Genomic DNA, 23905 nt, shown 5'->3' with positions numbered 1-23905 from the left:
TGGACACATCATGTATGGCCTGCATATAGTCGCGACCCCGCCGGTATCCAGCGCGGGAAGACAGGGGGGGATCTTCCCGATGAGTAGCCGCTTCGGTCCGATCGCAAAACTCAGCGGTTGGTGGACATCCGCACTGCTGGCGGGCCTGGGATTCGGTGTTGTCACCAATCTTGCCCAGGGCTGGCTTCCAGGCGCCTGGAACCAAATCGCCAACTCCGGTGCCGTCTGGTGTGTCCCGGCGTTCGTCGTCGGCGCCCTGCTTGCCGGCTGGGCGTCAGCGCGGTCAGCCGCCGTCGCCGGCCTGTGCGCCTCGGTCGGTCTGGTCGTCGGGTATTACGGGTACGCGGAGTTCGGCCGTGACGGCATGGGCAGCCTCGCCTATCCGCTGATGTGGCTTGTGATGGCGGTCATCAGCGGCTCGTTGTTCGGTATGGCTGGGCTGTGGTGGCGGAACGGACGCACCATCCGTAGCCGTGTCATCGGGCTCGCCGCGCTGGGAGGTGTCTTCGGGATGGAAGGCATCTTGTATGCCTTCGTCCTGCACTACGCCCCGCAAGCATGGGCCTGTCTGGCCGTCCTCGTCCTTGTACCGCTGGTGATGGCGCGTCGGCGAAGAGAGCGGGTGCCGACCCTGCTGACAGCCCTGGTCCTCGCGCCACTGGCGTACTTGGTCATCGGATTCCCACTTCAGTACGTGTCGATGTGAGGTGGATCGCAGACCCGCAGGCACTGTGGGGCCGCCTGGCTCCCAGTATCGCCGTCACCTTCTGTGACGCTACGGCATCATCTGGCGAGCCGTGCACGGGCACCTCATGGAGGGCGACGAGCGAGCGGCGACGGAAGCCATTTCGAGCGCTCTACTGGGCGGACCGAAACGGGTGGCTCCCAAGGTGGCTCCCACAGACACGGAAGAGACCGCGTGAAGCCCGAAAACACTAAGGCCCGTTTCCAGGTTTTCCCTGGTCACGGGCCTTCTATGATGTGCGCGGCCGAGAGGACTCGAACCCCTAACCTTCTGATCCGTAGTCAGATGCTCTATCCATTGAGCTACGGCCGCTTTGCTGCTTGTTCACCTGCGGTGCCCTGCAACGGGTGTAACTCTACCAGACCCGTCACCCCTGCTTGCGCCAATAAGGCGCTCCGCCCCCGGTCAAGCCGTCCCGTACGCGCGGGTCGGGTCACTCCTGAGGGACGAAGAGCGTGAGCGTGTCGGCGACGCAGGCCGGCCTGTCGGCTCCCTCGATCTCGATCGTGACGCGGAGGTTCGCGAGGGTGCCCGAAGGAGTGCCCTTGACGTCGACGATCTCCGCCCCCGCCCGTACGCGGGACCCGACGGGAACCGGCCGCGAGAAGCGCACCTTGTTGAGCCCGTAGTTGATGGCCATGCGCAGGCCGTCCACGCGGTAGAGCTCGCCGAGCAGCGACGGCAGCAGCGAGAGCGTGAGATATCCGTGGGCGATGGTGCCGCCGAACGGGCTCTCCTTCGCCCGGTCCAGGTCCACGTGGATCCACTGGTGGTCGTCCGTCGCGTCGGCGAAGGCGTTCACCCTCTCCTGGCTGATCTCTCGCCAGTCGGTGTATCCGAGATGCTCGCCCTTGGCCGCCTTGAGTTCCGAGAGGTTCGTGAAGATCCGCATGTCCGCAGCCTATTCACGCGAACCCGGGACCGGCCGGAATCGGAGGACCCGGAACGCGTTACCCTCCACACTGGTTCCATCGGGGGAGCGAGCGCGTGCTGCCAATAGGCAACAAACACATCACTGTGGGTGACGAACGGGCCATTGCCCGCGGGGGTATCTGCACAAGGCGGGGCGTACGCCGGAACACGCCCCGACGTGGAGGGAACGTGGACGAGCCATCCGGTCCACCCGGCAAACGGTATCGGCTTCGCGGACTCATCGCGGTCGTCGTCGCGGGTCTTGTCTGCTGGGCGCTCATCATCCTGCTGCTGGTCAAGCTGTTCGGGTGAGCATCGGGGGGACGTGCCGGCCGGAGACCAGCCCCGGCCGGCACCGGTCGTCGCTCACCGCTCCTGAACGCGCTTCCGGGCCACCACCCGCGACAGACGCGACCAGGACGATGCGCCGGCTCAGTATCAGAACATGACGCCCTAAATGCCTCATACCCACCAGTCGCGTTTCAGTCCACCACCGGCCGGTAGCCCCGCACGTAGTCGACCACGAACTCCTTGGGGTACGGCCCCACCCGCTCGGGCCCCTCGGCACCGAGAGCGTCGGGAAGGTCGGGAAACTCGTAGATGCCGAGCATGAGCTGCATCGGATAGTCCGGGGACTGCCGGATGGTCTTGACGTGCCGGCCGTCCACGAAGAACGTCACCCGGTCCGGGGTCCACTCGGCCGCGTACACGTGGAACTCACGCGCGTCGATGGGGAGGACCTCGGCGGCGAACTCGTCGGTGATCGTGGGGTCGCCGAACGGGTGGACGCCCATGCCGACCGCCGTCGCGTCCGGGCGTACGTCACGTCCGAAGATCTCGCAGACGCAGATCTCCGCGGACCGCTCGGGCGCGTCCTCGAAACCGATCATCCACAGTGCGACCATGGCGCGCGGATCGTCGGTGGCCCGGGCGCGCATCTCGATCAGGCCGAAGTGCGGGGTGTAGAGCCGCGCCTCGTCCTGTGCCTCGCGGACGACGGCCCGGCCGCCCCGGCCGTGCTGGCCGACGGCGCTGCCCACCGGCCCGGAGAACACGCCCGTCTGCAGTGAGGACACCCGCATCCGGCCCTCCATCTCCGGCGACCACGGCGGCTGGTCCTCCTCGATCAGCAGGCGCAGGTGGCCGTCCGCCACGCGATATCGGGCCGCCGAGGCGGCGCGTGTGGTCCATTGGGGCAGATAACGCGGGATCCAGCGGCTCTCGTCGAGCTCGTCCCCGTCGAAGGTGTCCTCGAACTCCAGCACGTAACCGGCCTTCGCCGCCGGATCCAGCGCGTACGTGTCGTTCATGCGTCAATCCTGGATCTATCCGTGGGGGGAACGAAGCCTGCACAAGGGCATATCGGAAAAGGACGACGGGAGTTCACCGATCTCTATCTTGGTTCGTCCCGGTTTCGAGGTGATGCTGGCGAATGTCTGTCCCCTCGCCCCCACAAGGAGGTCTCGTGCAGACTCCGCGACGCTTCCGGCCGTCCTGGCCGGGACGGCTCGCCGTCGTGATCGCCGCCATCGTGTCCCTCACCGGGGTGACCGGCACCACCCCCGCCCACGCGTCGGTCTACAACTCCTGCACCATCTCGCGCTGCGCGGACGCCCGCTCGGCGAACACGATCTGGGCCGGGAAGGGCTATCCCACCAGCAGCGGCTGGTACTCCTGGCCGGACGGCAGGTACAACTACACCGGCGGGCGCTTCTACAACCGGGAGGGCCGGCTTCCGGCCGGCGCCACCTACTACGAGTACGACGTCTACTCCCGTGCGCGGGGCGCCTCGCGTGACGCGTACCGGATCGTCGTCAACCGCAGCACCGGCGTGACCTGGTTCTCGCCCAACCACTACACCGACTTCTACCGGCTTTAAGGACCCCTATGGCCTCCGCCGAGCGTCCGCTGCCCCCGTGGCTCACGGTGACCACCGACACGGCCCCGGCGGTCGTCGACGGACGGGCCTGCCGGACCCGTGCCGCCTTCTTCGACGAGGTGGCACGGGCCCTGCGGCTCCCGGCGTACTTCGGCCGCAACTGGGACGCCCTCACCGACTCCCTGCGCGATGTCGGGCCGGTCCATCTGGCCGTGGAGCACGCCGAGGAGCTGCTCGCCGCGGAGCCTCCCGGGCAGTTCGCCACCCTGCTCGCCGTCCTCGCCGACGCCGCCGAGGCCGGGCTGACCCTGACCCTCCACACGGACCCCGCTCACGAGCCCCGGCTCCGCCGCCGCCTGACCGAGTCTCTGCCCTGACCTGCCCGTACGGCCCTTCACTCAGCAGGCGGGACGAGGAGCGCCTCGGCGCCGATCGGCACGTATCCCGCGGCGAGGAACGCCCGTACGCTCGCGGCGTTGCCCGGGGCGATCTGCGCCCAGAGCGGGTGGGGGGTGAGATGCCGGGCCGCACGGGCGAGGGTGCGGCCGAGGCCGCGCCCACGAGCGGCCGGCTCGACCTCGATCGCGACCTCCCACCGCCCGCCCACTCCCCGTCCGACGAGCACGAGCCCGCCCGGACAGGTCCAGACGCGTACGTCGTCGCGATAGAGATGGGCACGCTCGACGCGCGGATGGGCGGCGTCGGTGACTTCGGCCAGCTCGACGGGCGGGGGACCTTCGGCGGGGGCGGCCAGGGCGAGCATGTCGATGTTGTTCACCCGGCGTCCCGTGCGTTCCTCCAGGTCGCCGAGGAACGGCGGGTTGAGCGGCGCCGACAGATCGTCGGCGGGCAGCCGTGACCTGATCCAGTCCTCGCCGACATCGGCGAAGATCACGTTGTGCGCGGTGAAGGCGATGACCCCCGCGTGCCGCGCGGACGGCTGCGGAACGACGGTCGGACCGCCGCCCGGCTCGGGCGGGTGCCCGCAGGCCGCGCGAGCGAGGACGTCAGCCAAGGTGATCACCGGAAAACGGTAGCCACCGGCCGCGACCCGCTCAAAACGGTCTCGGCAGCCACCACTACGCCTGTCACCACGGCACGGGCCCGGAACGGTCGATGAACCGGCCGGTTCCGGCGTCGGCCCCCTCGGTCGCCAGCGTCACGATCGCGTCGGTCCCCTCCGTCACGGTCTGGTGGCCGCTGTGCCCGTTGAGGTCGGTCGCCGTGTAGCCGGGGTCGGCGGCGTTGACCCGGATGCCGGGCAACGCCTTCGCGTACTGCGTCGTGAGCATCGTCACCGCGGACTTCGACGACGTGTACAGCGGCCCCACCACCGTCGACTCCACCCGGCCGGGGTCGTGGGTCAGCGCGAACGAGCCCGTGCCGCTGCTCACGTTGACGATCGCCGGGTGCTCCGACTTGCGGAGAAGCGGCAGGAAGGAGCTGGTCACGCGGATGATGCCCACGACGTTCGTCTGGTAGACCTCCAGGGCGTGGGCCGAGGTCAGCTCGTCGGCGGGCACGTGCGCGCCGATGATCCCGGCATTGTTGATCAGGACGTCGACGCGGCCCTCGTGCGCGGCGACGTCTTCCGCCGCGGCGGCGACGGACGCGTCGTCCGTCACGTCGATTCGCACGAACCGTACACCGAGCTTGCCGGCCGCCGCCTGCCCGCGCTCGGGGTCCCGGGCACCGAGGACGACGGTGTGGCCGAGGTCGACGAGGCGGCGGGCGGTCTCGAATCCGAGGCCCTTGTTGGCCCCGGTGATGAAGGTGATGGTCATGCGTCGAGCGTCGTCCTTCCGGGTGCGCACAGCCAGGGAGAGCTCGCCGGTAGGACAGGCAGTACCACCCTGGCCTCCGGCCGCCGCCGCAGAATGGGGCACATGACGACAGACGAGACGAGCCTCGGCGCGACGATCCGCGCCTGGCGCGACCGGCTCTCGCCCGCGGCTGTCGGACTGCCCGCCGGTCGCGTACGCCGTGCGGCCGGGCTGCGCCGCGAGGAGCTGGCCGACCTCGCGGGCGTCTCGGTGGACTACGTCGTACGGCTGGAGCAGGGCCGGGCGACCACGCCGTCCGCGCAGGTCGCCGCCGCGCTGGGGCGGGCGCTGCAACTCGACGCCGCCGAGCGCGACCACCTCTATCGGCTCGCCGGGCTGCAGCCGCCCTCGGACGGCGTGATCAGTGACCACGTTCCACCCGGGATGCAGCGGGTGCTCACCCGCCTGGGCGACGCGCCGGTCGCCGTGTTCGCCGCCGACTGGCGGTTGCTGTGGTGGAACCGGAGCTGGGCGGCGCTCCTCGGCGACCCTTCCGTGCTCGCGCCGGAGGAGCGCAATCTGGTGCGCTCGCGTTTTCCCGTGCCGTCCGATCGGGGGCGCCTCGCGGCATGGCCTGTGATCTCGGAGAACGTGGAGGCGACCGACCGGGCCATCGTCGCCGACCTGCGCCGCGCCTCCGGCCGTTATCCGCAGGACGCCCGCCTCAGCGGGCTGATCCGCCGGACGCTGGACGGCAACCCGCGGTTCGCCCGGTTGTGGCACTCCGGCGCCGTCGGCCGCCACGCCGAGGAGCGCAAGACGATCCGCCATCCGATGATCGGCGACATCACCGTCGACTGCGACGTGCTCGCCGACCCGGACAACGACCTGAAGATCGTCATCTACACGGCCGTCCCGGGCAGCGAGGACGAGACCAAGCTCGACCTCGCCCGCGTCGCCGGTGTCACGGCCCGGCTGTGAAGTTTCAGGCTTCCTCGGGGTCGCGTCCGAGTATCGACCGGCCTCCGTCGACCGGGATGGTCGCGCCGTTGACGAAACTCGCGTCGTCGGACAGCAGATAGGCGATGGCGGCGGCCACTTCCTCAGGGCGTCCGACCCTGCCGACCGGATGCAGCAGGCTCATCTCGTTCTCGATGCGTGCGGCCGCCGCGGGCTCCTGGCTTTGCAGGAACGCCTCATAGCGTTCGGTGCCGATCGAGCCGAGGGCGACGGCGTTGACCCGTACGCCTTGGGGTCCGTAGTTGACGGCGAGCGCCCGGGTGAGCCCTTCGACCGCGGCCTTCGCCGTCGCGTACGGCAAGGAGCCGCGCACCGGCCGCTGCGCCTGGTGAGAGGAGACGTTGACGATCGCCCCGCCCGCGCCGGCGCTGAGGAAGCGGCGGATCGCCGTCATGCAGCCGACGACCGCGGGGGCGAGGTTGGCGTCGATGTGCTCCAGGACCTCGCGCGCCGGCGGGCAGTCCAGTGACGCCTCGCGGAACACGGCGGCGTTGTTGACCCAGCCGGCCAGCGGGCCCGCGGCCTGCGCCAGGTCGGCGGCCCGCTCCGCGACGGCCTCGTCCGCGGCGTCCCCGGCCACCGCGATGACCCGCGAACCGGCCGGGTGGGTGCGGGTCCACTCGAGCGCCGACGGGTCGAACTCGATCACGACGACGCTGTTCCCGTCGGCGCTGTTCGCGGCGGCGCTGTTCGCGGCGGCGAGGAGCCGTTCGACGACCGCACGTCCGACTCCGCGGCCGCCTCCGGTGACAACGTACGAAGAGCCCACTTCCGCCCCTTTCGTGGATTGAGATCTACGGGAGCTTGCTGCGGCCTGCGCGGGCGCTGCCTGCACGAGCGGCGCCTCCACGGGCGACGGCGAGAGGCCGGAAGAGCGTAATAGGAACACTTATGCTTCATCGGCCTGCCGGGCGTCGCCGGTCAGAGCGGCCGCGGTCTGGGTGAGGTGCCGGGCCAGGACCTCGGCGGCGGTATCGGCGTCGCGGGCCAGCGCCGCCTCCTCCAGCCTGCGATGCTCGCCGATGCCGTCCCTGCCGGGGTCGCGCTGCGCCGCCCAGCGGCGGGCCAGCTCGCTCGCGGTCCACATCCGGTCGAAGGTCTCCAGCAGGACGGGGTTGCCGCAGCCCTCCAGCAGCGTGCGGTGGAAGACCCGATGGGCCTCCGACCATGCGCTGCTGTAGTGCTCGCCCTCCTCCCGTACGAACGCAGGGGTGCGGGCCAGACGGTGGTGGGCGGCTCGCACCCGGGCCTCCCAGTCGACGTCACCGCGCTCGATGGACATGCGCAGCACGACCGGTTCGATGGTCCGGCGGGCCTCGGCGATCTCCTGCCAGCGGCGGTCGGAGAAGGCCGGGACGGCGAAGCCGCGGTTGGGCAGCCGGTCGGCGAGCCCCTCACCGACCACCCGTACGAGCGCCTCGCGCACCACCGCCAGGCTCACGCCCTGTTCCTTGGCGATGTCCTGCGGTTTGAGGGCGTCACCGGGAGCGTAGACCCCGCGCATGATCGCGTCCCGCAGGTGGGCGTAGACCTGCTCGGAGAGCATCTGCTTCCCCGGGGAAGCCGGAGGGGCGACCTGATCCATGCACACATCATAGACGATTACACAAATAATCGATTATTGATGCTCGCCCAACGACGTCCGCGAGGTCCGCTTCATCGGCGCCGCGCCGCCGGCGGGGCACGGCCTGCACCGCTACTTCGTCGTCGTACACGCCCTCGACGTCGAGTCCATCGGCGTCCCGGCCGACGCCACCCCGGCCCTCCTCGGCTTCACCATGGCCGGCCACACCCTCGGCCGCGCGGTCCTGATCGCGACCGCCGAAACCCCCGCCTGACGAACCGCATGTCCGGGCTCATCGACACCACGGAGATGTATCTCCGTACCGTCCTGGAGTTCGAGGAGGACGGCGTGGTCCCCCTGCGTGCCCGCATCGCCGAGCGCCTGCACCCGCGTGGCCCCACCGTCAGCCAGACCGTCGCGCGCATGGAGCGCGACGGTCTGCTGTACGTCGCGGGTGACAGGCGCCTGGAGCTGACGGAGCAGGGACGGCGGATCGCCACGCGCGTGATGCGCAAGCACCGCCTCGCGGAGTGCCTGCTCGTCGACGTGATCGGGCTGGAGTGGGAACACGTCCACGCGGAGGCCTGCCGCTGGGAGCACGTGATGAGCGAGGCCGTCGAACGCCGCGTCCTCGACCTGCTGGGACACCCGGCCGAGTCGCCGTACGGCAACCCGATCCCGGGCCTGGAGGAGCTCGGCGCGAGGCCGACCACGGATCCGTTCCTCGGCGAGGGCGTCGTCAGCCTCGGCGATCTGCAGCCCGGACCGAGCATGAGCGTGGTCGTACGGCGCATCGGGGAGCCGCTCCAGACCGACCCCCGGCTGATGTACGCCCTGCGGCAGGCAGGGGTACGGCCCGGCGCGGTCGTGAACGTGACGTCGTCACCCGGCGGCCTGCTGGTCGGCAGCAGCGGGGAGCGCGCCGAGCTCCCCACACGGACCGCCGCCCACATCTTCGTGGCCAAGCGCTGAGCCCAGCCGGTCCGACCGGCGGGCGCGCGCCGGGCCCTGGCGCGGACGGGGATCCTGGCGCGCGGCTGTGGCCCAGCGGCGGTCAGGACAAACCGGGCGCGCGATCAGACGGTGTCGCCCAACTGCTCGGCCACCCGCTCCAGGCCGCCCTTGATGAGCCGCCCATACTCGTCGTCGCCGAGCGCGCCGATCCCATCCCGGGCCCGCTGGAGTGCTCACGCGCACGGGGGGAGGCCGTCACCGAGGCCGCCCACGGCTGAGTCGTCAGGATCGGCGGACCAGCAGGGAGACCAGCGACAGCACCACGAGGACCGCGGCCAGCGCGATCGCCGTGTACCAGCCGTAGGAGATGGAGACGTGGAAGCTCGTTCCGAGCTCGCGCAGATCATCGGCCGTCAGCATCCCCGCGCTGGGATGCTTGGAGTGCAGGTCGTCCTGACGGATCCAGAACGCGGCCATCGACGCGGCCGCGACGCCGCCGGGCACGACCGCCCAGGCGGCGGACAGACGCCGGGTGAGCGCGTCGGTGACGGCGACGGCCATCGCGGCCACGGCCATGACCAGGGTGATGACTCCCCACTGTGTCGCGAGACCGGCGACGTCGGCATTGTCGATGGGCTGAGTGATCGACCCGAGCAGCTTCCCGACCCTTCCCCAGGGAAGGAACGTCGCGGCGCCCAGGAAGAGGGCCGCGGCCGCGACCGCGTATGCCGTCGCCCGGCGGCCCGCACCGGTCCGCTCGCCGCCTGGCGCCGCCGGTCGCGCGACCTGCCGGGTAGGCGGCTCCCCGAGCGGCCGGGTGGGCTCAGCGGAAATCAGGGTGCCTGATGCCGAGGCCCGCGCACCCGCGATGAGCAACGTCTCCGGTGCCGACGAGGACTGCGTCCCGCCGAGCAGACGGAGCAGGATCGCGCGTGCGCTGGGGCGCCGGGCAGGGTCCTTGGCGAGGCATTCGGTCACGATGCCGTGCAGCGCTCCCCCAAGCCGGCCGAGGTCGGGCTCGCCGGTCAGGATGCGGTGCATCACCGCGGGGATCGAGTCCTGCCCGAACGGCGTGACGCCGTTGGCGGCGTAGGCGATGGTGCACGCCCAGGCGAAGACGTCTGCGGCCGGGCCGACCTCGCCCCCCTCGATCTGCTCGGGTGCCATGAAAGCGGGCGTGCCGACGATCGCACTCGACAACGTGCCGGTCGCGTCCAGGACTCGCGCGATGCCGAAGTCGATGACGCGTGGCCCATCGGCGCCCATGATGACGTTGCTGGGCTTGAAGTCGCGGTGCACGATCCCGGCCTCGTGGATGGCGGCGAGCGCGGTCACCGTCGCGATCGCCAGCCTCTCCAGTGCGGGCCCCTGAGGCGACCGGCCGGCCGCGATCACCTGGGAGAGCGCCGGACCGTCCACGAACTCGCTGACGATGTAGGGCCTGTCGCCTTCCACGTCCGCGTCCAGCACGCGTGCCGTACAGAACGCGGCGACCTTTCCGGCGTGCGCCAGCTCAGCCGCGAACCGCGCTCGGGCCTTGGCGTCCCCGCTGAACCGCGCGTGCAACAACTTGACCGCGACAGGCTCGGCGTTCACCCCCACGCCCCGGTACACCACGCCCTGGCCGCCTTCACCGAGCAGACCGACGATCCGGTACGCACCGACCTGACGGGGATCATCCGTGCGAAGCTGCTGCGACCCTTGCAACTCATCCTCCACGGGTACGCGGAAACGGAGGCGACGTTACCGGAGCCGGTGTTCTTTCCGACACGAAACGATCGTCAACGCGGACGGGGTCCAGTCAATACGATCCCGCTTCGTAGAGGAACCCGCCGGTGTGATCGCCGCTTCCACCGTCAGGGCCGGCCGAGGGGAGCCGCGCCTGCTTCCAGACCCACGAGCCGTCCGCGTCCAGAGGGATGACGTCAACACTCCGGAGCCCTCTGCACAGGTTCCCCTCGGCCGGTGGACGATCCGTAGCAAACCCTCGCCGAAGCGCACCCTGTCTGCGGCCGTCTGGACGCTCCTCGTTGAGCAGGGCGTCCATGTCTGGGTCGTACAGGAGATCCTCGGCCACGCGCGCGTGACGCCGACCCAGCGTTACACCTACGTCGCCAGTCCCCAGGTGAAGGACACCGGCGAGCGCAAGCGGCGCCGCTCTCGGGGAGACGACCACCAATTGCAACTGGAACTGCAACCCGCACGGGTCTGGAAATCAAAAGCCCCTCTCACTGGAGTCAGCGAGAGGGGCTTTGAACTGCGGAGGCTCGGGGATTTGAACCCCGGATGGGCTTAAGACCCAAACCGCATTAGCAGTGCGGCGCCATAGACCTGACTAGGCGAAGCCTCCTGGTAGCGCGTTGCTCAGCACAGCGTACCGGCGATCGTCCAAGGCGGCAAAGCGGATTGCCGAGCGTCGTACGGGATCATTCCAGAGATCCCACGCTGCGGGCGTTTGGATGGATGCACAGCCCCTGTCCACAGGATGTGGACAAGGGCTGTGTACGCAGTGTGGATAACCCGCCTCAGCCTCAGCACGGGCTACGCCTGGCGGACGGCCTCGCCCTCGATCTCGATCTTGACCTTCTTGCCGACGAGGACGCCACCGGTCTCCAGGGCCTGGTTCCAGGTCAGGCCGAACTCCTCGCGGTCGATCTCGGTCGACGCTTCGAACCCGAAGATCTCCTGGCCCCACGGGTTGTTGGCGGCGCCGTTGAACTCGACCTTGAGCTCGACCTCCTTGGTCACGTCACGCACCGTGAGGTCGCCGACGAGCGTGAACTCGTTGCCCGACAGGTTGCTCACCCGCTTGCTGCGGAAGGTGATCTCGGGGAACTTGTCGGCGCTCAGGAAGTCGTCGCTGCGCAGGTGGCCGTCGCGGTCGGCCGCGCCGGTCTCGATGGTGCCCGCCTTGATCACGACGTCCACGCTCGACTCGAGCGGGTTCTCGGCGATGGCGATCTTGCCGTCGTAGTCGGCGAAGTGGCCGCGGACCTTGCTGACCATCATGTGCTTGACGACGAAGCCGACGCGCGTGTGGGCCTTGTCCAACGCGAACTCGCCGGCCGACGGGACCTTCAGGCCCTCCCACTCACGGATGCTCATGGCTGCTCCCCTGATTGTTGCTGTGCGGATGTCTCACTCAGCAAATGTCTACCGGAGAAATATTCCTCGCGTCAACTATCGTGGCGTAGACTTGGACCATGGACCCATTCGACGACCCCCGGCTCACGGCGATGGGCCTGTTGGCGGAGGTTTACACCGGGCTGTGCAGCAAGACCAGCCCGACGCTGGCCGCCGCCGGACTCTCCGAGGTCGACTTCGAGACCCTGCTCCGTCTTGCCCGCTCGCCCGAACGGCGGCTGCGGATGAGCGACCTCGCCGCCCAGACCTCACTGTCCACGAGCGGGATCACGCGCGTGGTCGACCGACTGGAACGCGACGGGCTCGTCGAGCGGCATGGCTGTGCCACCGACCGCCGTGCCTCTTACGCCGTGCTGAGCGAGGCGGGAGCGGAACGCCTGCGGGCCGTGCTCCCCAGGCACATCGACGACATCGAGACCTGGTTCACCGGGCTGCTGCCCGAAAACCGGCTCGCCGACTTCCTGGAGACGCTGCGGATGATCCGCGACGTCGTACGGCCCTGCGCGACCGCCGGCGTACGGGAGGTGAGCAGGGCGCCGAGGGCCAAGACAGGCTGATACACCCCGGAACGTGATTCCTGGGAACCGACCGGACGGGGTGGCGTAAACGATCGTTTTCTGGTGGACTCCATAATCCAGGAAACGGCTTTCCGACAGCCGACGCAGCCCCCCGTACCCGAGCCCATGGAGCACCCGTGCGTTTCCCCTCGCACGCACTCGCCATCCTCGCCACCGCCGTCCTCGCGGTTCCGGTCGCCGCTTCCACCTCCGCGTTCGCCGCGGCCGCGGCCTCACCGAGCCCGAGCCCCAGCCCGACGCCCGCTCAGACGCAGACGCAGACGGCCGCCGCCACGAGCCCGAGCCCGCAGCCGGTGGTCACCGTCACCAAGACGATCACCCCGAAGCCGGCCCCCAAGACGACCAAGACCACGACGGCCAAGACGCCGAAGACGACGACGGCCCGGCCGAAAGGCGTGCCGAAGGACACCGTCCAGGTGACCGTCAAGAAGATCCTGGACGGCGACACCGCGGACGTCGTCACCGCGAGCGGCAGGACCGTACGGATCGGCCTGCTGGAGGCGGACGCCCCCGCCAAGGGCGCCTGCTGGTCCGAGGAGGCGCTCGCCCGCCTCATGACCCTGCTCCCGCCGGGCAAGCCGGCGTACGTCCAGGCCGCCGAGCAGGTGCCCGATCAGGGGCGCATCCTGATCTACCTGTGGTCGTCCACGGGGGTCTACGTCAACGGCGACATGGTCAGGACCGGCCTGGCCCAGGCCGTGAACTCCTTCCCCGAGCACAGCTTCACCGAGTGGCAATACTGGGAGCAGGTCCGCGCCCAGATGGACAAGCAGGGCCTGTGGTCGGGGTGCTGGGCGGCCGACACCTACGACAAGCGCTCGGGTGTGCAGACCCCCTCGGGGACCGGTGGCGACGCCCTGACCCCGGCGCCGATCGAGCCGGTGGACGCGTCCCCGGCCCCGCCCGGCACGTCGTACTCCCCCGAGCCCATCCCGCAGGGCGACACCAACTCGGTCGCGGTCAGCCCGTCTCCGACTCCCAGCCCCAGCCCGGGCGCCACGACCGACCCCAAGTTCGGCACCTGCGCGGAGGCGAACGCCAACGGCTACGGCCCGTACTACCGCGGGAGAGACCTCGAGTACGAGTGGTACGACGACCGCGACGACGACGGCATCGTCTGCGAGAGATGACGGTCAGTTGACCCTTTTGCGGGCGTCGGGCACGACCAGGTCGCCGCGCAGTTTGGCCATGCCGCGCGAGACCGAGCTCTTGACCGTGCCCACGCTGATCCCGAGGGTCCTGGCGATCTCGGGCTCGGTCATGTCCTCGTAGTAGCGCAGCACGATCGCCGTACGCTGCCGTGCGGGGAGGCGGTCGAGCGCCTGCTCCAGCTCGTCGTACCGGTGCCGCGCGTCCTGCTGCACCGGTACGTCGGGGAGCTCCTCTGAGGGGTATTCCTCCAGCTTGCGCCGCCGCCACCAGGAGATGTTGATGTTCACCATCGCCCGCCGCACGTAGCCGTCGAGCGACGACCGATCACGGATGCGGTCCCACGCGAGGTACGTACGCGCGAGAGCGGTCTGCAGAAGGTCTTCGGCGTCGCAGGGATTGCCGGTCAACTGGTTGGCCACGCGGAGCAGGGCCGCCCCGCGAGACTGGACGTACGTGCGAAACTCCTCATGGTTCACGATCTGGGATCACCAACCCGGCCAGAGAGGCATCTCGTGCCAGAATCGCAGCCGCGCTGCTGGATCCGGCTGAACCGAAATCCAGGTTTCGCACCTGCCTGGGCAAAGAGCGGGCAAGCCGGTGGCGGCCCGTCGCCCGTGCCGTACGTCCTGCCGGGCTGTGGTTTGCCCGAAACAGGTGGCAACGCCTTGCACCGGGAGGAGGAATATTGATCCCGGACGCCACCATCGCCCGGAAAACTACCTCTCCATCCCCCTCCGGCATGTGAGGCTGGAGAGCGTGGAAGGGGCGAAGCCGTACCGGGCCGGAGAGCGCAGGCGGAAGCTGGCGGCGGCCGTTCTCGGCCGCGACCCCCGGCCCGCGCCGCGGTCGCCGGAGGAGACGGAGCCGTTCGACGTGGTCAGCGGCGAGCTGCTCGACGTGAGCCCGCATCTGCTCATCGTCGAGACCGCAGGCGGCGAGCAGCGGCGCCTGGTGATCGCGCCGTGGGCGACCGCCTGGCGCGGGGGCACAGTGGCGCCCGCCGACCTGCCGACCGGGGCGCAGATCGTCGTCCGGGCGCTGCGCGGCGGCACGGTCGCCGAGCGCATCTGGGCGGACATCACCCGGATCACCGGCGTCATCCGGGAGGTCGGCGGCAGGCGCGACCTCACCGTCGAGCTCGACTGCGGCCCGCACCGAAGGGAACGGTCCATCGTCGTGCCCTACCGCTCGTCCGGTCGCATCCGGGTGCGGCATCCCAAGCTGGAGCCGGGCTACCTGTTCGACGCGATCGGGCTGCTCGACCAGGGCACGGCGCTCGCGCATCTGCCCGCGACCTCGCAGCCGCCGTACCGGGCCACGGCCGTGCCCCCGCCGCAGGCGACGTACGGCGGGAACGAGACGGGCATCTCGGGAACGGCGGTGTGGGCCGATCTCACCGACTTCGCGGACCTCCCGGACCTCCCGGATTTCGCTGAGAAGGGCGTCGCGGAGAACGGCGTCGCCTATCCCATGCTCGAACGGGAGGACACCGGCTGCGGCGACGCGGGCGTCTCCTGCGCCGGCCTGCCCTATCTCGCGCTGGGCTCGGTGCTGCGCGTACGCAACGTGTGCGACGGCCGGGCGGACGTGCTGCCGATCGTCGCGTGCGGATGCCTCACGGGGCGGTTCTGCGACCGATGTCTGGAATGCGGCACGTCCCCGCGCGGGAGGATCGTGGAACTGACCGCGTCCTCGTACGTCGCGCTCGGTGGAGACTTGACCAAGGGCTGCTTCAATGCCCGCGTCGGATTGGGGTGACCGGTGCTTTCGACCATCGCGGCTGCCGCGCTGCCGATCCTCGTGGTGACGCTGGTGCTGGGGGGCGTCGCCAAACTGGCCACGGTCGGGCGCGAGACGTCGCCGGGCGCGCTGGCCCGGCTCGGCCCGGCGGTGCTCATGCCGGAACGCTTCGCCAAGGCCGCCATGATCGTCTGCGCGCTGGTCGAGTTCGCGCTTGCGGCCGGCCTGCTGGTCGTGGACCACCCGGCCGCCCGGTGGCTGCCGGCCGTGTTCTTCGCCGTGGCGACGTACGTGCTGTGGGATCTGCGCAGGCGCCGGCCGGACGTGGGGTGCGGCTGCTTCGGAGACGTGAGCGACACCCCGGTCGGACTGCGGTCGATCGGCCGGGCCGCGGCGCTGACCGCGATGGCGGCCCTGATCGGGGCCGAAAACCTCACGGGACTGCCGCATCTCACCGCGGAGACCATGCCGTGGATCGGCGGAGGGGTCGCCCTGCTGCTCGCCTGCTCACCCGAGATCGACGGTGTCGTCTCGCGTCTGCGTCACCGGGCGCCGTGCGAGCAGCGGCCGATGCCGCCAGGGCGGGCGCTGTCGCGGCTGCGGGCCAGCGCGGCGTGGCGGGCCCACGCCGGGTCGCTGGTGGCGGACGAGCCCTCCGACATGTGGCGTGAACTGTGCTGGCGGTTCTTCGTCTTCCCGGCCCGGGGCGAGGCGGAGGTCGTGTTCGCCGTGCAGCTCAGCGGGCGGCGTCCCGCCGTACGGGCCGTCATGGTCGGGGCGGACGGCCAGGTGGTCGCGCCCGACGAGCTCGGCGACGCCTCTCTGCGGGAATCTACGCCTGTATCGGCCTGACGCTATACACGCGTAGATTCCCGCATCGAGGTCTTTCACTTCAGCTCTCTACGGCTCTCTAGCTTCCCCTCTAGAAAGCCGTAGAGAGGTCGATGGGCGCGCCACTCATAGCGGCTGCGCGCGGAGGAACCTCCCGAAATGCGGCACGGTGAACCCGATCACGCCGCGCTCGGCGCTGTAGATCAGGCCTTTCTTGATCAGGCTGTCGCGAGCCGGGGACAGGCTCGACGGCTTGCGGCCCAGCGTCTCGGCCACCTCGGCAGTCGGCACCGGGTCGTCCCCGAGCTGGGCCATGGCGTGCATGTAGTCGCGCTCGGCGGGGGTGGCCCGCTCATATCGGCTGCCGAAGAAGCCCACCGCGAGCTCCTCCTCGGCCTCCGGGGCCGACACCTTGATGTCCTCGGCCGTGATCGGGCTGCGCGGGGCGAGGTCCCAGGCGACCTTGCCGTACGCCTGGACGAAGTAGGGGTAGCCGTCGGCCGCCTCATACAGCGCGTCGAGCGCGTCGGGAGTGAACTCGACGTCCTCGCGGGCGGCCGGGGCGATCAGCGCCAGGTCGGCGGCGTCGCGGTCGAGCCGGTCGATGCGAGCGTATCGGAACAGCCGCTCGGAGTAGCTCTTGCTCGCCGACAGCACGCTCGGCAGGTGGGGCAGGCCGGCGCCGACGACGATCAACGGGCCGCCGTTCTGCGACAGCTCGTGGCAGGCCGCGCACAGGGCCGAAACGTCGGGCGCCTGCACGTCCTGCATCTCGTCGATGAACAGCGCGATGCCGACACCGAGGTCGGTCGCCACGCCCGCGGCGTCGACGAACAGCTCGGTCAGGTCGATCTCCAGGTCGCCGGAGTCGGCCCGGCCGCGCGCGGCGGGCACGTCGATGCCGGGCGACCAGTGCGAGGTGCCCTTCGCCGCGGCGGGGTCGCGCATCGCGAACGCCTTGAGCACGCCGAGGAACTCCTCGATCCGCTCGGGGGCGCGGTGCCGGGGCGCGAGCTCCCTGATGGCCATGTGCAGCGCGGCGGCAACCGGGCGGCGGATCGACTGGTCGGGCCTGGCCTCGATCTTGCCGGTGCCCCACAGCCGCTGCATGGCCATGGACTTGAACGTGTTGAGCAGGACGGTCTTGCCCACGCCGCGCAGGCCGGTGAGGACCATGCTCCGCTCGGGGCGGCCACGGGCGACCCGCTCGAGCACGATCTCGAACTGCTGCAGCTCGCGGTCGCGGCCGGCGAGTTCCGGGGGGCGCTGGCCGGCGCCGGGGGCGTAGGGATTGCGCACGGGGTCCACGCTCTCGGACTTTATGACGGGATATAGCGGCCGTCGTAGATTTCCGTAGAGAGCGGTAGGGCGTGTCGCCCGGCGCGGCCGCGGCACGCACCGCCCGGCGGCGGGCGGAGCCTGAGCCGGGACGACCGGGACGACGACGGGCGGAGCCGGGGATGGCACGACCGGATCGAACACCACGGATGCGCCGCCGGCCGGAGCAGGGGCGACGGACACCGTGGAAACAGCCATCACACACCCCTTACCAGCCGGAACTCGACCGAACCCGTGTTCGATCCGATGGCCAAGACTGTAGCGCGTCATCGAACACCTGCGCGAGCTTTCCGCGAAAAGCTCCGTCAAACACCGTCGTTCAGCGGCGCACTCACAGGGGTTTCCGCGGCCCGGCCGGCGGGTCGGCTCCAGTCGGTCAGCCCCAGTAGTCGCGGTCGGGGAGCCTTACCCACGTGTCGGGCTGCCCCGCTATCGGTCCCGCGTCCGTCGGGCGTATGCCCGCGCCCGCACAGCAGTACGCAACGGCGTGCCTGTTGAAGAGGTACCTCCGGAGGATCTCCTCTGCCGGGTTCTCCGGCGACGGATCGCCACCACCGGGATGGGTGTCCCACTCCACGATCTCGCCGTCCCGGGCGACGCTGCCCTGGTTGCCGCTCTTGGGGTTGGCGAACATGGCGTAGCAGACCGTGCCGACCGACAGGCGCTCCGTGACACCGGGTGTTGACGGCGTGTATCCCCACGGCTGGCTGACCACACAGCCGCCGGGAACATCGGTGACGCCGACGACGGCGAGGCTGTCGTCGAGGTCCATCCACGGATCTTCCATGAGCGCTTCGGGATCGACCGCCTCCGGGCCGGCTCCCAGGCGGCGTACCACCTCGGCGGCCGTTATCCCTGCCACACAGGCCACGCTCAGGCCGTCGTCGGGGAAGCCACCCACGGCGGCGATCAGACGTCCGGCTTCCTGCACGGCGGCGGCCTCGGCGTCGGTCAGACGGGGCCGCCCGCCGAGATCGCCGAACAGGCCGGGGGTCGGCGTAGCCAGGCTCAGCCGTCCGGGCGACCAGCCGTTCATCATCGGCCGCCACGGGTCGGCTCCGGCCTCGGCCAGGATCCGGGCGTTGTCCGGACGGTCGGCGAAGACGGCCGTCCACAGCGCCGTACGGCCCTCGTGCTCGGCGTCCACGTCGTCGACCCGGGCGGCCAATTCCGCCACCACCCCGGGAGAGCCCCATTCGGCGGCTCTGTGCAAGGGTGGCCCGAAGTAAAAGTCGGCCGCATCGGGGTCGGCGCCCGCGTCGAGCCGGGCCCGGATCAGCCGCAGGTTCTTCCAGGCGTCCCAGCCGATGCCAGACCAGTCCGCTTCCCGGGCGGCAGCCATGATGCTCCCTCGGTGAGTAGGTACGCAGATCATGGCGAAGCCCACCGACAAATTCCGTGACGGAGCGGGTCTCGCGAGAACCAGGCCTTGCCGGGCTCCCCTTGATCATGTGACACGATCGCGGAATGCTGCGACTCACCGATTTCATCATCGACTGCCCGGACACGATGAAGCTGGCGGCCTTCTACTCCGCGGTGACGGGCCGTCCGATCAAGGAAGGCAGCGACGGCAACTGGGCCGGCATCACGTTCGGCGAGATCGAGCTGGCTTTCATCCGAGTGGACGACTACCGCGCTCCGCAGTGGCCCGACAGCGAGCACCCCAAGCAGTTCCACCTCGACTTCGAGGTGGACGACATCGAGTCCGAGCAGCGCCGCGTCCTCGACCTCGGCGCGACGCTGCAGCAGGACTTCATCGGCCCCGAAGGCTACGGCTGGCGGGTCTACACCGACCCGGTCGGCCACCCCTTCTGCCTGTGCCGCAACAAGGGCGTCATCTGGACCGACCAGGGCCCGATCTGGCCCAAGCGCGACTGAAGCCGCATCACCCTAGCGGGACACGTGCGGGAGCACGAGGGCCGCCGCGGCGGCCAGGGCGATCACGCCCAGGTAGGCGAGGACGAGCCGGGTGTCCCTGAGATAGCACTTGCTCCTGGTGAGCCCCGCGCGGCGGGCCCGCCAATATCCGGCGAACCCCAGGGCCGCGAACCCGAGCACGGCCCACGCCCCGAACAGCCAGGCGAGCAGCGCCACCGTCGCGTAGACGCACAGCTTCAGCGGGTCGTACGGCGTGGCCTGCCCGCCGCCGGACGCCTGGGCCTGGGCCGTCTCGGCGGCGCGCGCCTGCTCGTACGCGACGCCGGTCGGCCGGTCGCCGGGCTCCCCGTGCGGGAGGCTCACGTGATCTCCACCAGCGGGAGCCGTACGCCTGCGTCGGCCGCGGCGACGGCGGACAGGCGCTGACGCGCGAGCGCCGGCCAGGCCTGGACCGCGCAGAACGGCGCGCACTGGTCCTGGTCGGAGCGGGTGCCGACGTGGACACAGCACTGCACCAGGCGCTCCTCCAGCATCGTGGACATGTCCATGAAGGGCTTGACCGTGATGCGTACGACCCGTTCGCCCAGCAGCCGGCGCAACCGCCGCTTGCGGCCGGGCAGGGCCGAGGACGCGAGGGTCAGCAGGGTCGTCAGCCCGAGGTCGCAGTTTTCGCAGATGTCGCGCCAGACCTTGCCGATCTCGGGATGCGACAGCGACGACTGCTCCGACAGCAGGCCGAGCAGCGACTCCTGGACGGCCATGCGGAGCTGGCGGGGGATCTCCGAGTCGGCGATGCGGTTGGAGACGAGCCCGAGGTTCTCCTTGAGGCGGTCGTGCCCGATCAACGCGGTCAGCGAGCGCCACTGATCGGCGTCATCCTTGATCATGTAGCCGACCGAGCAGCAGTGCGGATGCGAGCACGGCAGCGCGGTCAGGTCGCGCCAGGTGACCAGGCCGTCCGTCTGGGGGCCGAGGCGTTTGAGCACCCCGGTGTGGGTGAGCCGGTCCATCGGGTCGATCACACCGGACCGCCCCGAGCCGAACTGCGGCTGGATCGACACCCCGCCGACGTACGGCGTGTCGAGGGCCAGGCGCACCACGTCGCCGATCTCGGCGTCGTTCACGCCGAGGGCGGCCGTCATGACCAGCGTCGTGAAGATCTCCCGTTCCGACAGCCGCCGGAGCGCCTCCGCCTTGAGCCGCCGCAGGTCGCCACCTCTGTGGTGCCGGGACGCCTCGGCCGACACGCCGTCGTACTGCAGGTAGACCTCGACGCGTTCGCGGTGCTCGGTGAGCAGGTCGAGCAGGGCGTCGTCCCTGGCCACCAGGAGCCCGTTGGTGTTGATCAGGATGCGGGTGACGGGCCGGGCCGTCAGCTCGGCGAGCAGCTCGGGCAGATCGGGGTGGAGGGTCGGCTCGCCGCCGCTGAGCATGAGCACGTCGAGACGGCCGTTCTCCCGGGCCAGCCGCTGGTCCACGTTGGCGAGCACCTCCCGGACCGGCACGATCCCCCGCAGATCGGGCGAGGAGTCGGTGAAGCAGGTCGGGCAGCGCAGGTTGCACGCCTCCGCGACGTCTTCGAGGAGGATGCATGTGTGCTGGGTCTGCATCTCCGGCAGCCCGCGCAGGTACGCCTCCGGGACCGGATCGAAGTTCCCCGCGACGTCGGGCAGATGCGCCTTGGTGGGAGCGGTCCATTCCTCCAGGTAGGCGAGGATCTCCGGGTCCTCGTCGTAGAGGGTCCTGACCATGCCGTGGGCGCGGCAGCCGCGCTCCAGGTAGACCCGGCCGTCGCGGGCCGCGAGCCAGCCGGACAGCCGCGGCACCTCCGCCAGCGGGCGGTCCGGCCGCTCCTCGTGGCAGCGCGGGCAGAACGCGTTGACGTAGCGGAGGATGCGGTCTCCCCGCAGGGGCATTCCGGTGGTCACAGAAAACCGTCCGTGTAGAGCGAGGGGTTGACGCCGGTGCAGAAGCCGGCAGTGAAGATCGTCAGGAGCGCCCAGCCGATCATCAGGCCCATCCCGAGCCCTCGCGACCACGGCTTGCGGAGGAGGATCAGCAGCGTTCCTCCGCCGAACGCGATCAGGGCGAGGACCACGGCTCCGCCGACGAGCGCGAGGCTCTTGTTGTCGCTCGCGACTCCGTCCGCCACCGCGAGGGTCACGAGGAAGAGCACGAAATTGACGATCCCGTAGGCCACGACCCCCACGATCGCCAGCGCGATGACCACACCGGTCGTGTTCGGGGGCGGAGGCGGCGGCCATGCGCGCGGCGGCCCTGGTGGCCCTGGTGGGCCGGGAGGGCCGGGAGGGCCGGGAGGGCCGGAGGGGCCATACGGCCCACCGGGTCCGTACGGCGCGCCGGGTCCGTACGGCGCACCCGGGCCGTACGGGCCGTACGGGCCGCCGGGACCGGGGCCATGCGGCCCGCCCGGGCCCTGAGGCGGCGGACCTGCCGGGCCGTGAGGCGGCTGGGGGTCGTGCGGCTGGGGGTCGTGCGGCCGCTCGGGCGGCTCGGGGGGTGTGCTCATCTCTCCTCCTCGCCCACAGGCGACAGACGGACGGCCGGTAACAGCGGTCGCCGCTCGCCCCGGAAGGGGAGCAGCCGATCATAGAACCCCTTGCGATATCCGATCCCGAGGCGGACGGCGAGGAGCATGAGCCCCGGGACGAGGAACCACTGCGGGCGGGTCAGGTCGAGCCAGACCGTCTCGTTCGCCCTGGTGAACTCCACGAGGAACCGGAAGACGGCGTACGCGCCCAGATAGAGGGTGAACAGCTCGCCCGGCCTGTCGACCCGGCTCCGCGCCCACAGCAACGCGCCGAAGGCGGCGAGCTGGAACACGGTCTCGTACAGGTGCGAAGGATGCATGGCCTGGCCGGACAGGCATCCGGGGCATTCCGGCACGGTGGCGGGCGCGTGGACGCCCCAGGGCAGGCTCGTGGGACGGCCGGGGGCCTCGGTGAGGAAGCAGCCGATGCGGCCGACGGCCATGCCGAGCGCGACGGCGGGCGCGAACAGGTCACCGGTGCGCTCCCGGTAGCCGATCAGCCGTTTCGCCACCAGCACCCCGGCGTACGCGCCGGTCAGGCCGCCGAGGATGCTCCGGGCGCCGAACATCCACGCCTCGACGAGGCTCGGATTGAGCGCGGGGTCGAGATGCTCGGCCCAGCCGGACAGCCGTATGCCGATCGCCCCGCCGACGAGCGCGCCGGTGACGGCGACGAGCGACTCCTCCCGTAAGGCTCCCCGGCGCCGCGCCTCCAGGACGAACACCACGCTCGCGAGGATCACGCCGAGAGCCACGAAAAACGCGTGGGTCGGCACGCTCACCCCACCGAAACGTAGTTGCTCAAGCACGACGCCACCCTAGCCGCGGCCCCCGACGATTCCGATCGTCAATTCGTACGGCTTGCAGCCCCTCAATACGGCGATTCCGGCCAATTGCCCCAGGCTTTATCCACAGGAGTCCCGTTGTCCACAGAAGCGGGCGCAACCCGCGTGCGCACGTTTCGGCCGCGGGTAACCTGCGCCTATGACCTCCTTGTGGAACCGCAGGTCAGCGGTAGTGATGGCGGCCCTCGTCGGGATGACCGGCTGCGCCGGGGTCGGTGACGCCGGCGCGTCCGCCACCGCCCGGGCCCGGGTGTCCGCGCCCGTCCCGGCGTCATCGGCGCCGGGCTCGTCCGCGCCTGCCGCTCCCTCCTCCGCACCGGCCTCCTCCGCCCCCGCCACCCCGTCGTCCGAGGCGCCCACGCCGAGCCCGAGCGGGCCGCCGCCCTTCTCCTCCAAGATCGAAAACGTGTCCCGCGACGAGGTCCGATACTCCTGGCGTCCGGGCTGCCCGGTTCCGCTGAGCGGGCTGCGGAAGATCACCATGACCTACTGGGGCTTCGACGGAAAGGCCCACACCGGCACCCTCGTGGTCAACAAGAAGGTGGCCGAAGACGTGGCCTCCGTCTTCGGCAAGCTCTACGAGATGCGCTACCCGATCCGCCGGATGGTGCCCGTCGACGTCTACAAGGGCAGCGACTACGACTCCATCGACGCCGACAACACCTCGGCCTTCAACTGCCGCAACGCCACCGGCTCCGGCAGCTGGTCCAACCACGCGTACGGGCTGGCGGTGGACGTCAACCCGCGCGAGAACCCGTACGTCTACGCGGACGGCTCGCACGCCCACCGCAACGCGGACGCCTTCGTGGACCGGCCGCTCAAGAAGCCCGGCGTGATCAACAGCGGAGACCGAGTGGTGCGGGCCTTCGCGCGGATCGGCTGGGGCTGGGGCGGCTCCTGGTCCGGCGCCAAGGACTACCAGCACTTCTCCGTCAACGGCCGCTGAGACCGGGGGCGATATCGCGGACAGGCCTCTGACCTGCGATTCGGCCCCTCATCGTTTCTCGACGT

27 protein-coding genes, 2 tRNA genes and 1 pseudogene are annotated in these 23905 nt (G+C 70.4%); 13 read left to right on the top strand and 17 right to left on the bottom strand.

Annotated elements, in window-relative coordinates:
- The first annotated feature begins 79 nt into the window (after positions 1 to 79).
- Positions 80 to 706 carry a DUF6518 family protein gene (locus OHB01_RS11735; RefSeq protein ID WP_328855334.1) on the top strand — a complete coding sequence of 209 codons (627 nt, stop codon included), beginning with the start codon at positions 80 to 82 and terminating at the stop codon, positions 704 to 706.
- A gap of 278 nt (positions 707 to 984) precedes the next feature.
- On the opposite strand, the gene OHB01_RS11730 is transcribed toward OHB01_RS11735, so the two are convergent.
- Both OHB01_RS11730 and OHB01_RS11725 read right to left on the bottom strand, forming a co-directional pair.
- Positions 985 to 1057, bottom strand: a tRNA-Arg gene (locus OHB01_RS11730).
- Positions 1058 to 1178: 121 nt separating this feature from the next.
- A complete protein-coding gene (locus OHB01_RS11725) occupies positions 1179 to 1637 on the bottom strand; it encodes a MaoC family dehydratase (RefSeq protein ID WP_142650257.1) in 459 nt (152 codons plus the stop codon).
- 209 nt (positions 1638 to 1846) lie between these two features.
- On the opposite strand from OHB01_RS11725, the gene OHB01_RS11720 reads away from it, so the two are divergent.
- Positions 1847 to 1969, top strand: coding sequence for a hypothetical protein (locus OHB01_RS11720; protein WP_260617419.1), 123 nt, complete (start codon positions 1847 to 1849; stop codon positions 1967 to 1969).
- Positions 1970 to 2139: 170 nt separating this feature from the next.
- Here OHB01_RS11720 and OHB01_RS11715 read toward each other — a convergent pair whose 3' ends face one another.
- Positions 2140 to 2967: a glycoside hydrolase family 16 protein gene (locus tag OHB01_RS11715; RefSeq protein ID WP_187280758.1), complete on the bottom strand. Its 828-nt coding sequence runs from the start codon at positions 2965 to 2967 to the stop codon at positions 2140 to 2142.
- A 155-nt stretch (positions 2968 to 3122) separates the two neighbouring features.
- On the opposite strand from OHB01_RS11715, the gene OHB01_RS11710 reads away from it, so the two are divergent.
- Together OHB01_RS11710 and OHB01_RS11705 are read left to right on the top strand one after the other, a co-directional pair.
- A complete protein-coding gene (locus OHB01_RS11710; protein ID WP_328855333.1) occupies positions 3123 to 3536 on the top strand; it encodes a ribonuclease domain-containing protein in 414 nt (137 codons plus the stop codon).
- An 8-nt stretch (positions 3537 to 3544) separates the two neighbouring features.
- Complete coding sequence (locus OHB01_RS11705; RefSeq protein WP_328855332.1) at positions 3545 to 3913, top strand: barstar family protein; 369 nt, start codon at positions 3545 to 3547, stop codon at positions 3911 to 3913.
- A 17-nt stretch (positions 3914 to 3930) separates the two neighbouring features.
- On the opposite strand, the gene OHB01_RS11700 is transcribed toward OHB01_RS11705, so the two are convergent.
- Together OHB01_RS11700 and OHB01_RS11695 are read right to left on the bottom strand one after the other, a co-directional pair.
- Complete coding sequence (locus OHB01_RS11700) at positions 3931 to 4560, bottom strand: GNAT family N-acetyltransferase (protein WP_142650254.1); 630 nt, start codon at positions 4558 to 4560, stop codon at positions 3931 to 3933.
- Between the two features lie 64 nt (positions 4561 to 4624).
- Positions 4625 to 5320: an SDR family NAD(P)-dependent oxidoreductase gene (locus OHB01_RS11695; RefSeq protein ID WP_147944515.1), complete on the bottom strand. Its 696-nt coding sequence runs from the start codon at positions 5318 to 5320 to the stop codon at positions 4625 to 4627.
- A gap of 102 nt (positions 5321 to 5422) precedes the next feature.
- On the opposite strand from OHB01_RS11695, the gene OHB01_RS11690 reads away from it, so the two are divergent.
- Complete coding sequence (locus tag OHB01_RS11690) at positions 5423 to 6280, top strand: helix-turn-helix domain-containing protein (RefSeq protein WP_205830765.1); 858 nt, start codon at positions 5423 to 5425, stop codon at positions 6278 to 6280.
- A 4-nt stretch (positions 6281 to 6284) separates the two neighbouring features.
- Here the strand turns inward: OHB01_RS11690 and OHB01_RS11685 are convergent, their stop codons facing one another.
- Both OHB01_RS11685 and OHB01_RS11680 read right to left on the bottom strand, forming a co-directional pair.
- Positions 6285 to 7088, bottom strand: a complete 804-nt coding sequence (locus OHB01_RS11685) for an SDR family NAD(P)-dependent oxidoreductase (RefSeq protein ID WP_147944516.1) — start codon at positions 7086 to 7088, stop codon at positions 6285 to 6287.
- Between the two features lie 120 nt (positions 7089 to 7208).
- Complete coding sequence (locus OHB01_RS11680; protein ID WP_142650250.1) at positions 7209 to 7904, bottom strand: GntR family transcriptional regulator; 696 nt, start codon at positions 7902 to 7904, stop codon at positions 7209 to 7211.
- Between the two features lie 61 nt (positions 7905 to 7965).
- Between OHB01_RS11680 and OHB01_RS11675 the strand changes: the two are divergent.
- Both OHB01_RS11675 and OHB01_RS11670 read left to right on the top strand, forming a co-directional pair.
- Positions 7966 to 8157 (top strand): annotated as a pseudogene (locus OHB01_RS11675) (YbhB/YbcL family Raf kinase inhibitor-like protein); the annotation flags it as partial.
- An 8-nt stretch (positions 8158 to 8165) separates the two neighbouring features.
- Positions 8166 to 8855, top strand: a complete 690-nt coding sequence (locus OHB01_RS11670) for a metal-dependent transcriptional regulator (RefSeq protein WP_328855331.1) — start codon at positions 8166 to 8168, stop codon at positions 8853 to 8855.
- Positions 8856 to 9119: 264 nt separating this feature from the next.
- Here OHB01_RS11670 and OHB01_RS11665 read toward each other — a convergent pair whose 3' ends face one another.
- From OHB01_RS11665 to OHB01_RS11655, 3 genes are all read right to left on the bottom strand, one after another.
- Positions 9120 to 10556, bottom strand: a complete 1437-nt coding sequence (locus tag OHB01_RS11665) for a serine/threonine-protein kinase (protein ID WP_328855330.1) — start codon at positions 10554 to 10556, stop codon at positions 9120 to 9122.
- 541 nt (positions 10557 to 11097) lie between these two features.
- A tRNA-Ser gene (locus OHB01_RS11660) sits at positions 11098 to 11187 on the bottom strand.
- Between the two features lie 191 nt (positions 11188 to 11378).
- A complete protein-coding gene (locus tag OHB01_RS11655) occupies positions 11379 to 11942 on the bottom strand; it encodes a YceI family protein (RefSeq protein ID WP_142650248.1) in 564 nt (187 codons plus the stop codon).
- Between the two features lie 98 nt (positions 11943 to 12040).
- Here OHB01_RS11655 and OHB01_RS11650 point away from each other — a divergent pair, with 98 nt between their 5' ends.
- Both OHB01_RS11650 and OHB01_RS11645 read left to right on the top strand, forming a co-directional pair.
- Positions 12041 to 12538 carry a MarR family winged helix-turn-helix transcriptional regulator gene (locus OHB01_RS11650; RefSeq protein WP_147944559.1) on the top strand — a complete coding sequence of 166 codons (498 nt, stop codon included), beginning with the start codon at positions 12041 to 12043 and terminating at the stop codon, positions 12536 to 12538.
- Between the two features lie 137 nt (positions 12539 to 12675).
- Positions 12676 to 13689 carry a thermonuclease family protein gene (locus tag OHB01_RS11645; RefSeq protein WP_328708642.1) on the top strand — a complete coding sequence of 338 codons (1014 nt, stop codon included), beginning with the start codon at positions 12676 to 12678 and terminating at the stop codon, positions 13687 to 13689.
- A 3-nt stretch (positions 13690 to 13692) separates the two neighbouring features.
- On the opposite strand, the gene OHB01_RS11640 is transcribed toward OHB01_RS11645, so the two are convergent.
- A complete protein-coding gene (locus tag OHB01_RS11640) occupies positions 13693 to 14190 on the bottom strand; it encodes a SigE family RNA polymerase sigma factor (RefSeq protein WP_142625083.1) in 498 nt (165 codons plus the stop codon).
- Positions 14191 to 14467: 277 nt separating this feature from the next.
- Here OHB01_RS11640 and OHB01_RS11635 point away from each other — a divergent pair, with 277 nt between their 5' ends.
- Both OHB01_RS11635 and OHB01_RS11630 read left to right on the top strand, forming a co-directional pair.
- On the top strand, positions 14468 to 15469 hold the full coding sequence (locus OHB01_RS11635; protein WP_142650246.1) for a hypothetical protein: 1002 nt from the start codon (positions 14468 to 14470) through the stop codon (positions 15467 to 15469).
- A gap of 3 nt (positions 15470 to 15472) precedes the next feature.
- Positions 15473 to 16303: a MauE/DoxX family redox-associated membrane protein gene (locus OHB01_RS11630; RefSeq protein WP_142650245.1), complete on the top strand. Its 831-nt coding sequence runs from the start codon at positions 15473 to 15475 to the stop codon at positions 16301 to 16303.
- A 105-nt stretch (positions 16304 to 16408) separates the two neighbouring features.
- On the opposite strand, the gene OHB01_RS11625 is transcribed toward OHB01_RS11630, so the two are convergent.
- Both OHB01_RS11625 and OHB01_RS11620 read right to left on the bottom strand, forming a co-directional pair.
- Positions 16409 to 17590 carry an ATP-binding protein gene (locus OHB01_RS11625; protein ID WP_142567879.1) on the bottom strand — a complete coding sequence of 394 codons (1182 nt, stop codon included), beginning with the start codon at positions 17588 to 17590 and terminating at the stop codon, positions 16409 to 16411.
- A gap of 406 nt (positions 17591 to 17996) precedes the next feature.
- Positions 17997 to 18962: an ankyrin repeat domain-containing protein gene (locus tag OHB01_RS11620; protein ID WP_142650244.1), complete on the bottom strand. Its 966-nt coding sequence runs from the start codon at positions 18960 to 18962 to the stop codon at positions 17997 to 17999.
- Between the two features lie 125 nt (positions 18963 to 19087).
- Here OHB01_RS11620 and OHB01_RS11615 point away from each other — a divergent pair, with 125 nt between their 5' ends.
- On the top strand, positions 19088 to 19498 hold the full coding sequence (locus OHB01_RS11615) for a VOC family protein (protein ID WP_142650243.1): 411 nt from the start codon (positions 19088 to 19090) through the stop codon (positions 19496 to 19498).
- Positions 19499 to 19510: 12 nt separating this feature from the next.
- Here OHB01_RS11615 and OHB01_RS11610 read toward each other — a convergent pair whose 3' ends face one another.
- From OHB01_RS11610 to OHB01_RS11595, 4 genes are read right to left on the bottom strand one after another with little or no spacing between them, the layout of a single operon-like run.
- On the bottom strand, positions 19511 to 19861 hold the full coding sequence (locus OHB01_RS11610; protein ID WP_328708645.1) for a hypothetical protein: 351 nt from the start codon (positions 19859 to 19861) through the stop codon (positions 19511 to 19513).
- Positions 19858 to 21426 (bottom strand): radical SAM protein, encoded by a 1569-nt coding sequence (locus OHB01_RS11605; protein WP_147944562.1) that lies wholly within the window; start codon positions 21424 to 21426, stop codon positions 19858 to 19860. Before OHB01_RS11605 ends, OHB01_RS11610 begins: the two co-directional genes overlap by 4 nt.
- A complete protein-coding gene (locus OHB01_RS11600; protein ID WP_328708646.1) occupies positions 21423 to 22028 on the bottom strand; it encodes a hypothetical protein in 606 nt (201 codons plus the stop codon). Before OHB01_RS11600 ends, OHB01_RS11605 begins: the two co-directional genes overlap by 4 nt.
- On the bottom strand, positions 22025 to 22831 hold the full coding sequence (locus OHB01_RS11595) for a prolipoprotein diacylglyceryl transferase (RefSeq protein ID WP_221889978.1): 807 nt from the start codon (positions 22829 to 22831) through the stop codon (positions 22025 to 22027). Before OHB01_RS11595 ends, OHB01_RS11600 begins: the two co-directional genes overlap by 4 nt.
- Positions 22832 to 23033: 202 nt before the next feature.
- On the opposite strand from OHB01_RS11595, the gene OHB01_RS11590 reads away from it, so the two are divergent.
- Complete coding sequence (locus OHB01_RS11590) at positions 23034 to 23840, top strand: M15 family metallopeptidase (RefSeq protein ID WP_142650239.1); 807 nt, start codon at positions 23034 to 23036, stop codon at positions 23838 to 23840.
- Positions 23841 to 23905: the final 65 nt, after the last annotated feature.

It is taken from the genome of Microbispora hainanensis (assembly GCF_036186745.1).
Taxonomy (GTDB): Bacteria; Actinomycetota; Actinomycetes; order Streptosporangiales; family Streptosporangiaceae; genus Microbispora.
This window is presented reverse-complemented; position numbering and strand designations above follow the sequence as displayed.

What these genes read in the sequence shown, in the direction of transcription:
- OHB01_RS11735 (WP_328855334.1), top strand. Translation starts at nt 80, where the DNA reads ATGAGTAGCCGCTTCGGTCCGATCGCAAAACTCAGCGGTTGGTGGACA.
- OHB01_RS11680 (WP_142650250.1), bottom strand. Translation starts at nt 7,904, where the DNA reads ATGGATCAGGTCGCCCCTCCGGCTTCCCCGGGGAAGCAGATGCTCTCC.
- OHB01_RS11695 (WP_147944515.1), bottom strand. Translation starts at nt 5,320, where the DNA reads ATGACCATCACCTTCATCACCGGGGCCAACAAGGGCCTCGGATTCGAG.
- OHB01_RS11705 (WP_328855332.1), top strand. Translation starts at nt 3,545, where the DNA reads ATGGCCTCCGCCGAGCGTCCGCTGCCCCCGTGGCTCACGGTGACCACC.
- OHB01_RS11725 (WP_142650257.1), bottom strand. Translation starts at nt 1,637, where the DNA reads ATGCGGATCTTCACGAACCTCTCGGAACTCAAGGCGGCCAAGGGCGAG.
- OHB01_RS11615 (WP_142650243.1), top strand. Translation starts at nt 19,088, where the DNA reads ATGCTGCGACTCACCGATTTCATCATCGACTGCCCGGACACGATGAAG.
- OHB01_RS11620 (WP_142650244.1), bottom strand. Translation starts at nt 18,962, where the DNA reads ATGGCTGCCGCCCGGGAAGCGGACTGGTCTGGCATCGGCTGGGACGCC.
- OHB01_RS11670 (WP_328855331.1), top strand. Translation starts at nt 8,166, where the DNA reads ATGTCCGGGCTCATCGACACCACGGAGATGTATCTCCGTACCGTCCTG.
- OHB01_RS11600 (WP_328708646.1), bottom strand. Translation starts at nt 22,028, where the DNA reads ATGAGCACACCCCCCGAGCCGCCCGAGCGGCCGCACGACCCCCAGCCG.
- OHB01_RS11715 (WP_187280758.1), bottom strand. Translation starts at nt 2,967, where the DNA reads ATGAACGACACGTACGCGCTGGATCCGGCGGCGAAGGCCGGTTACGTG.
- OHB01_RS11590 (WP_142650239.1), top strand. Translation starts at nt 23,034, where the DNA reads ATGACCTCCTTGTGGAACCGCAGGTCAGCGGTAGTGATGGCGGCCCTC.
- OHB01_RS11655 (WP_142650248.1), bottom strand. Translation starts at nt 11,942, where the DNA reads ATGAGCATCCGTGAGTGGGAGGGCCTGAAGGTCCCGTCGGCCGGCGAG.
- OHB01_RS11690 (WP_205830765.1), top strand. Translation starts at nt 5,423, where the DNA reads ATGACGACAGACGAGACGAGCCTCGGCGCGACGATCCGCGCCTGGCGC.
- OHB01_RS11650 (WP_147944559.1), top strand. Translation starts at nt 12,041, where the DNA reads ATGGACCCATTCGACGACCCCCGGCTCACGGCGATGGGCCTGTTGGCG.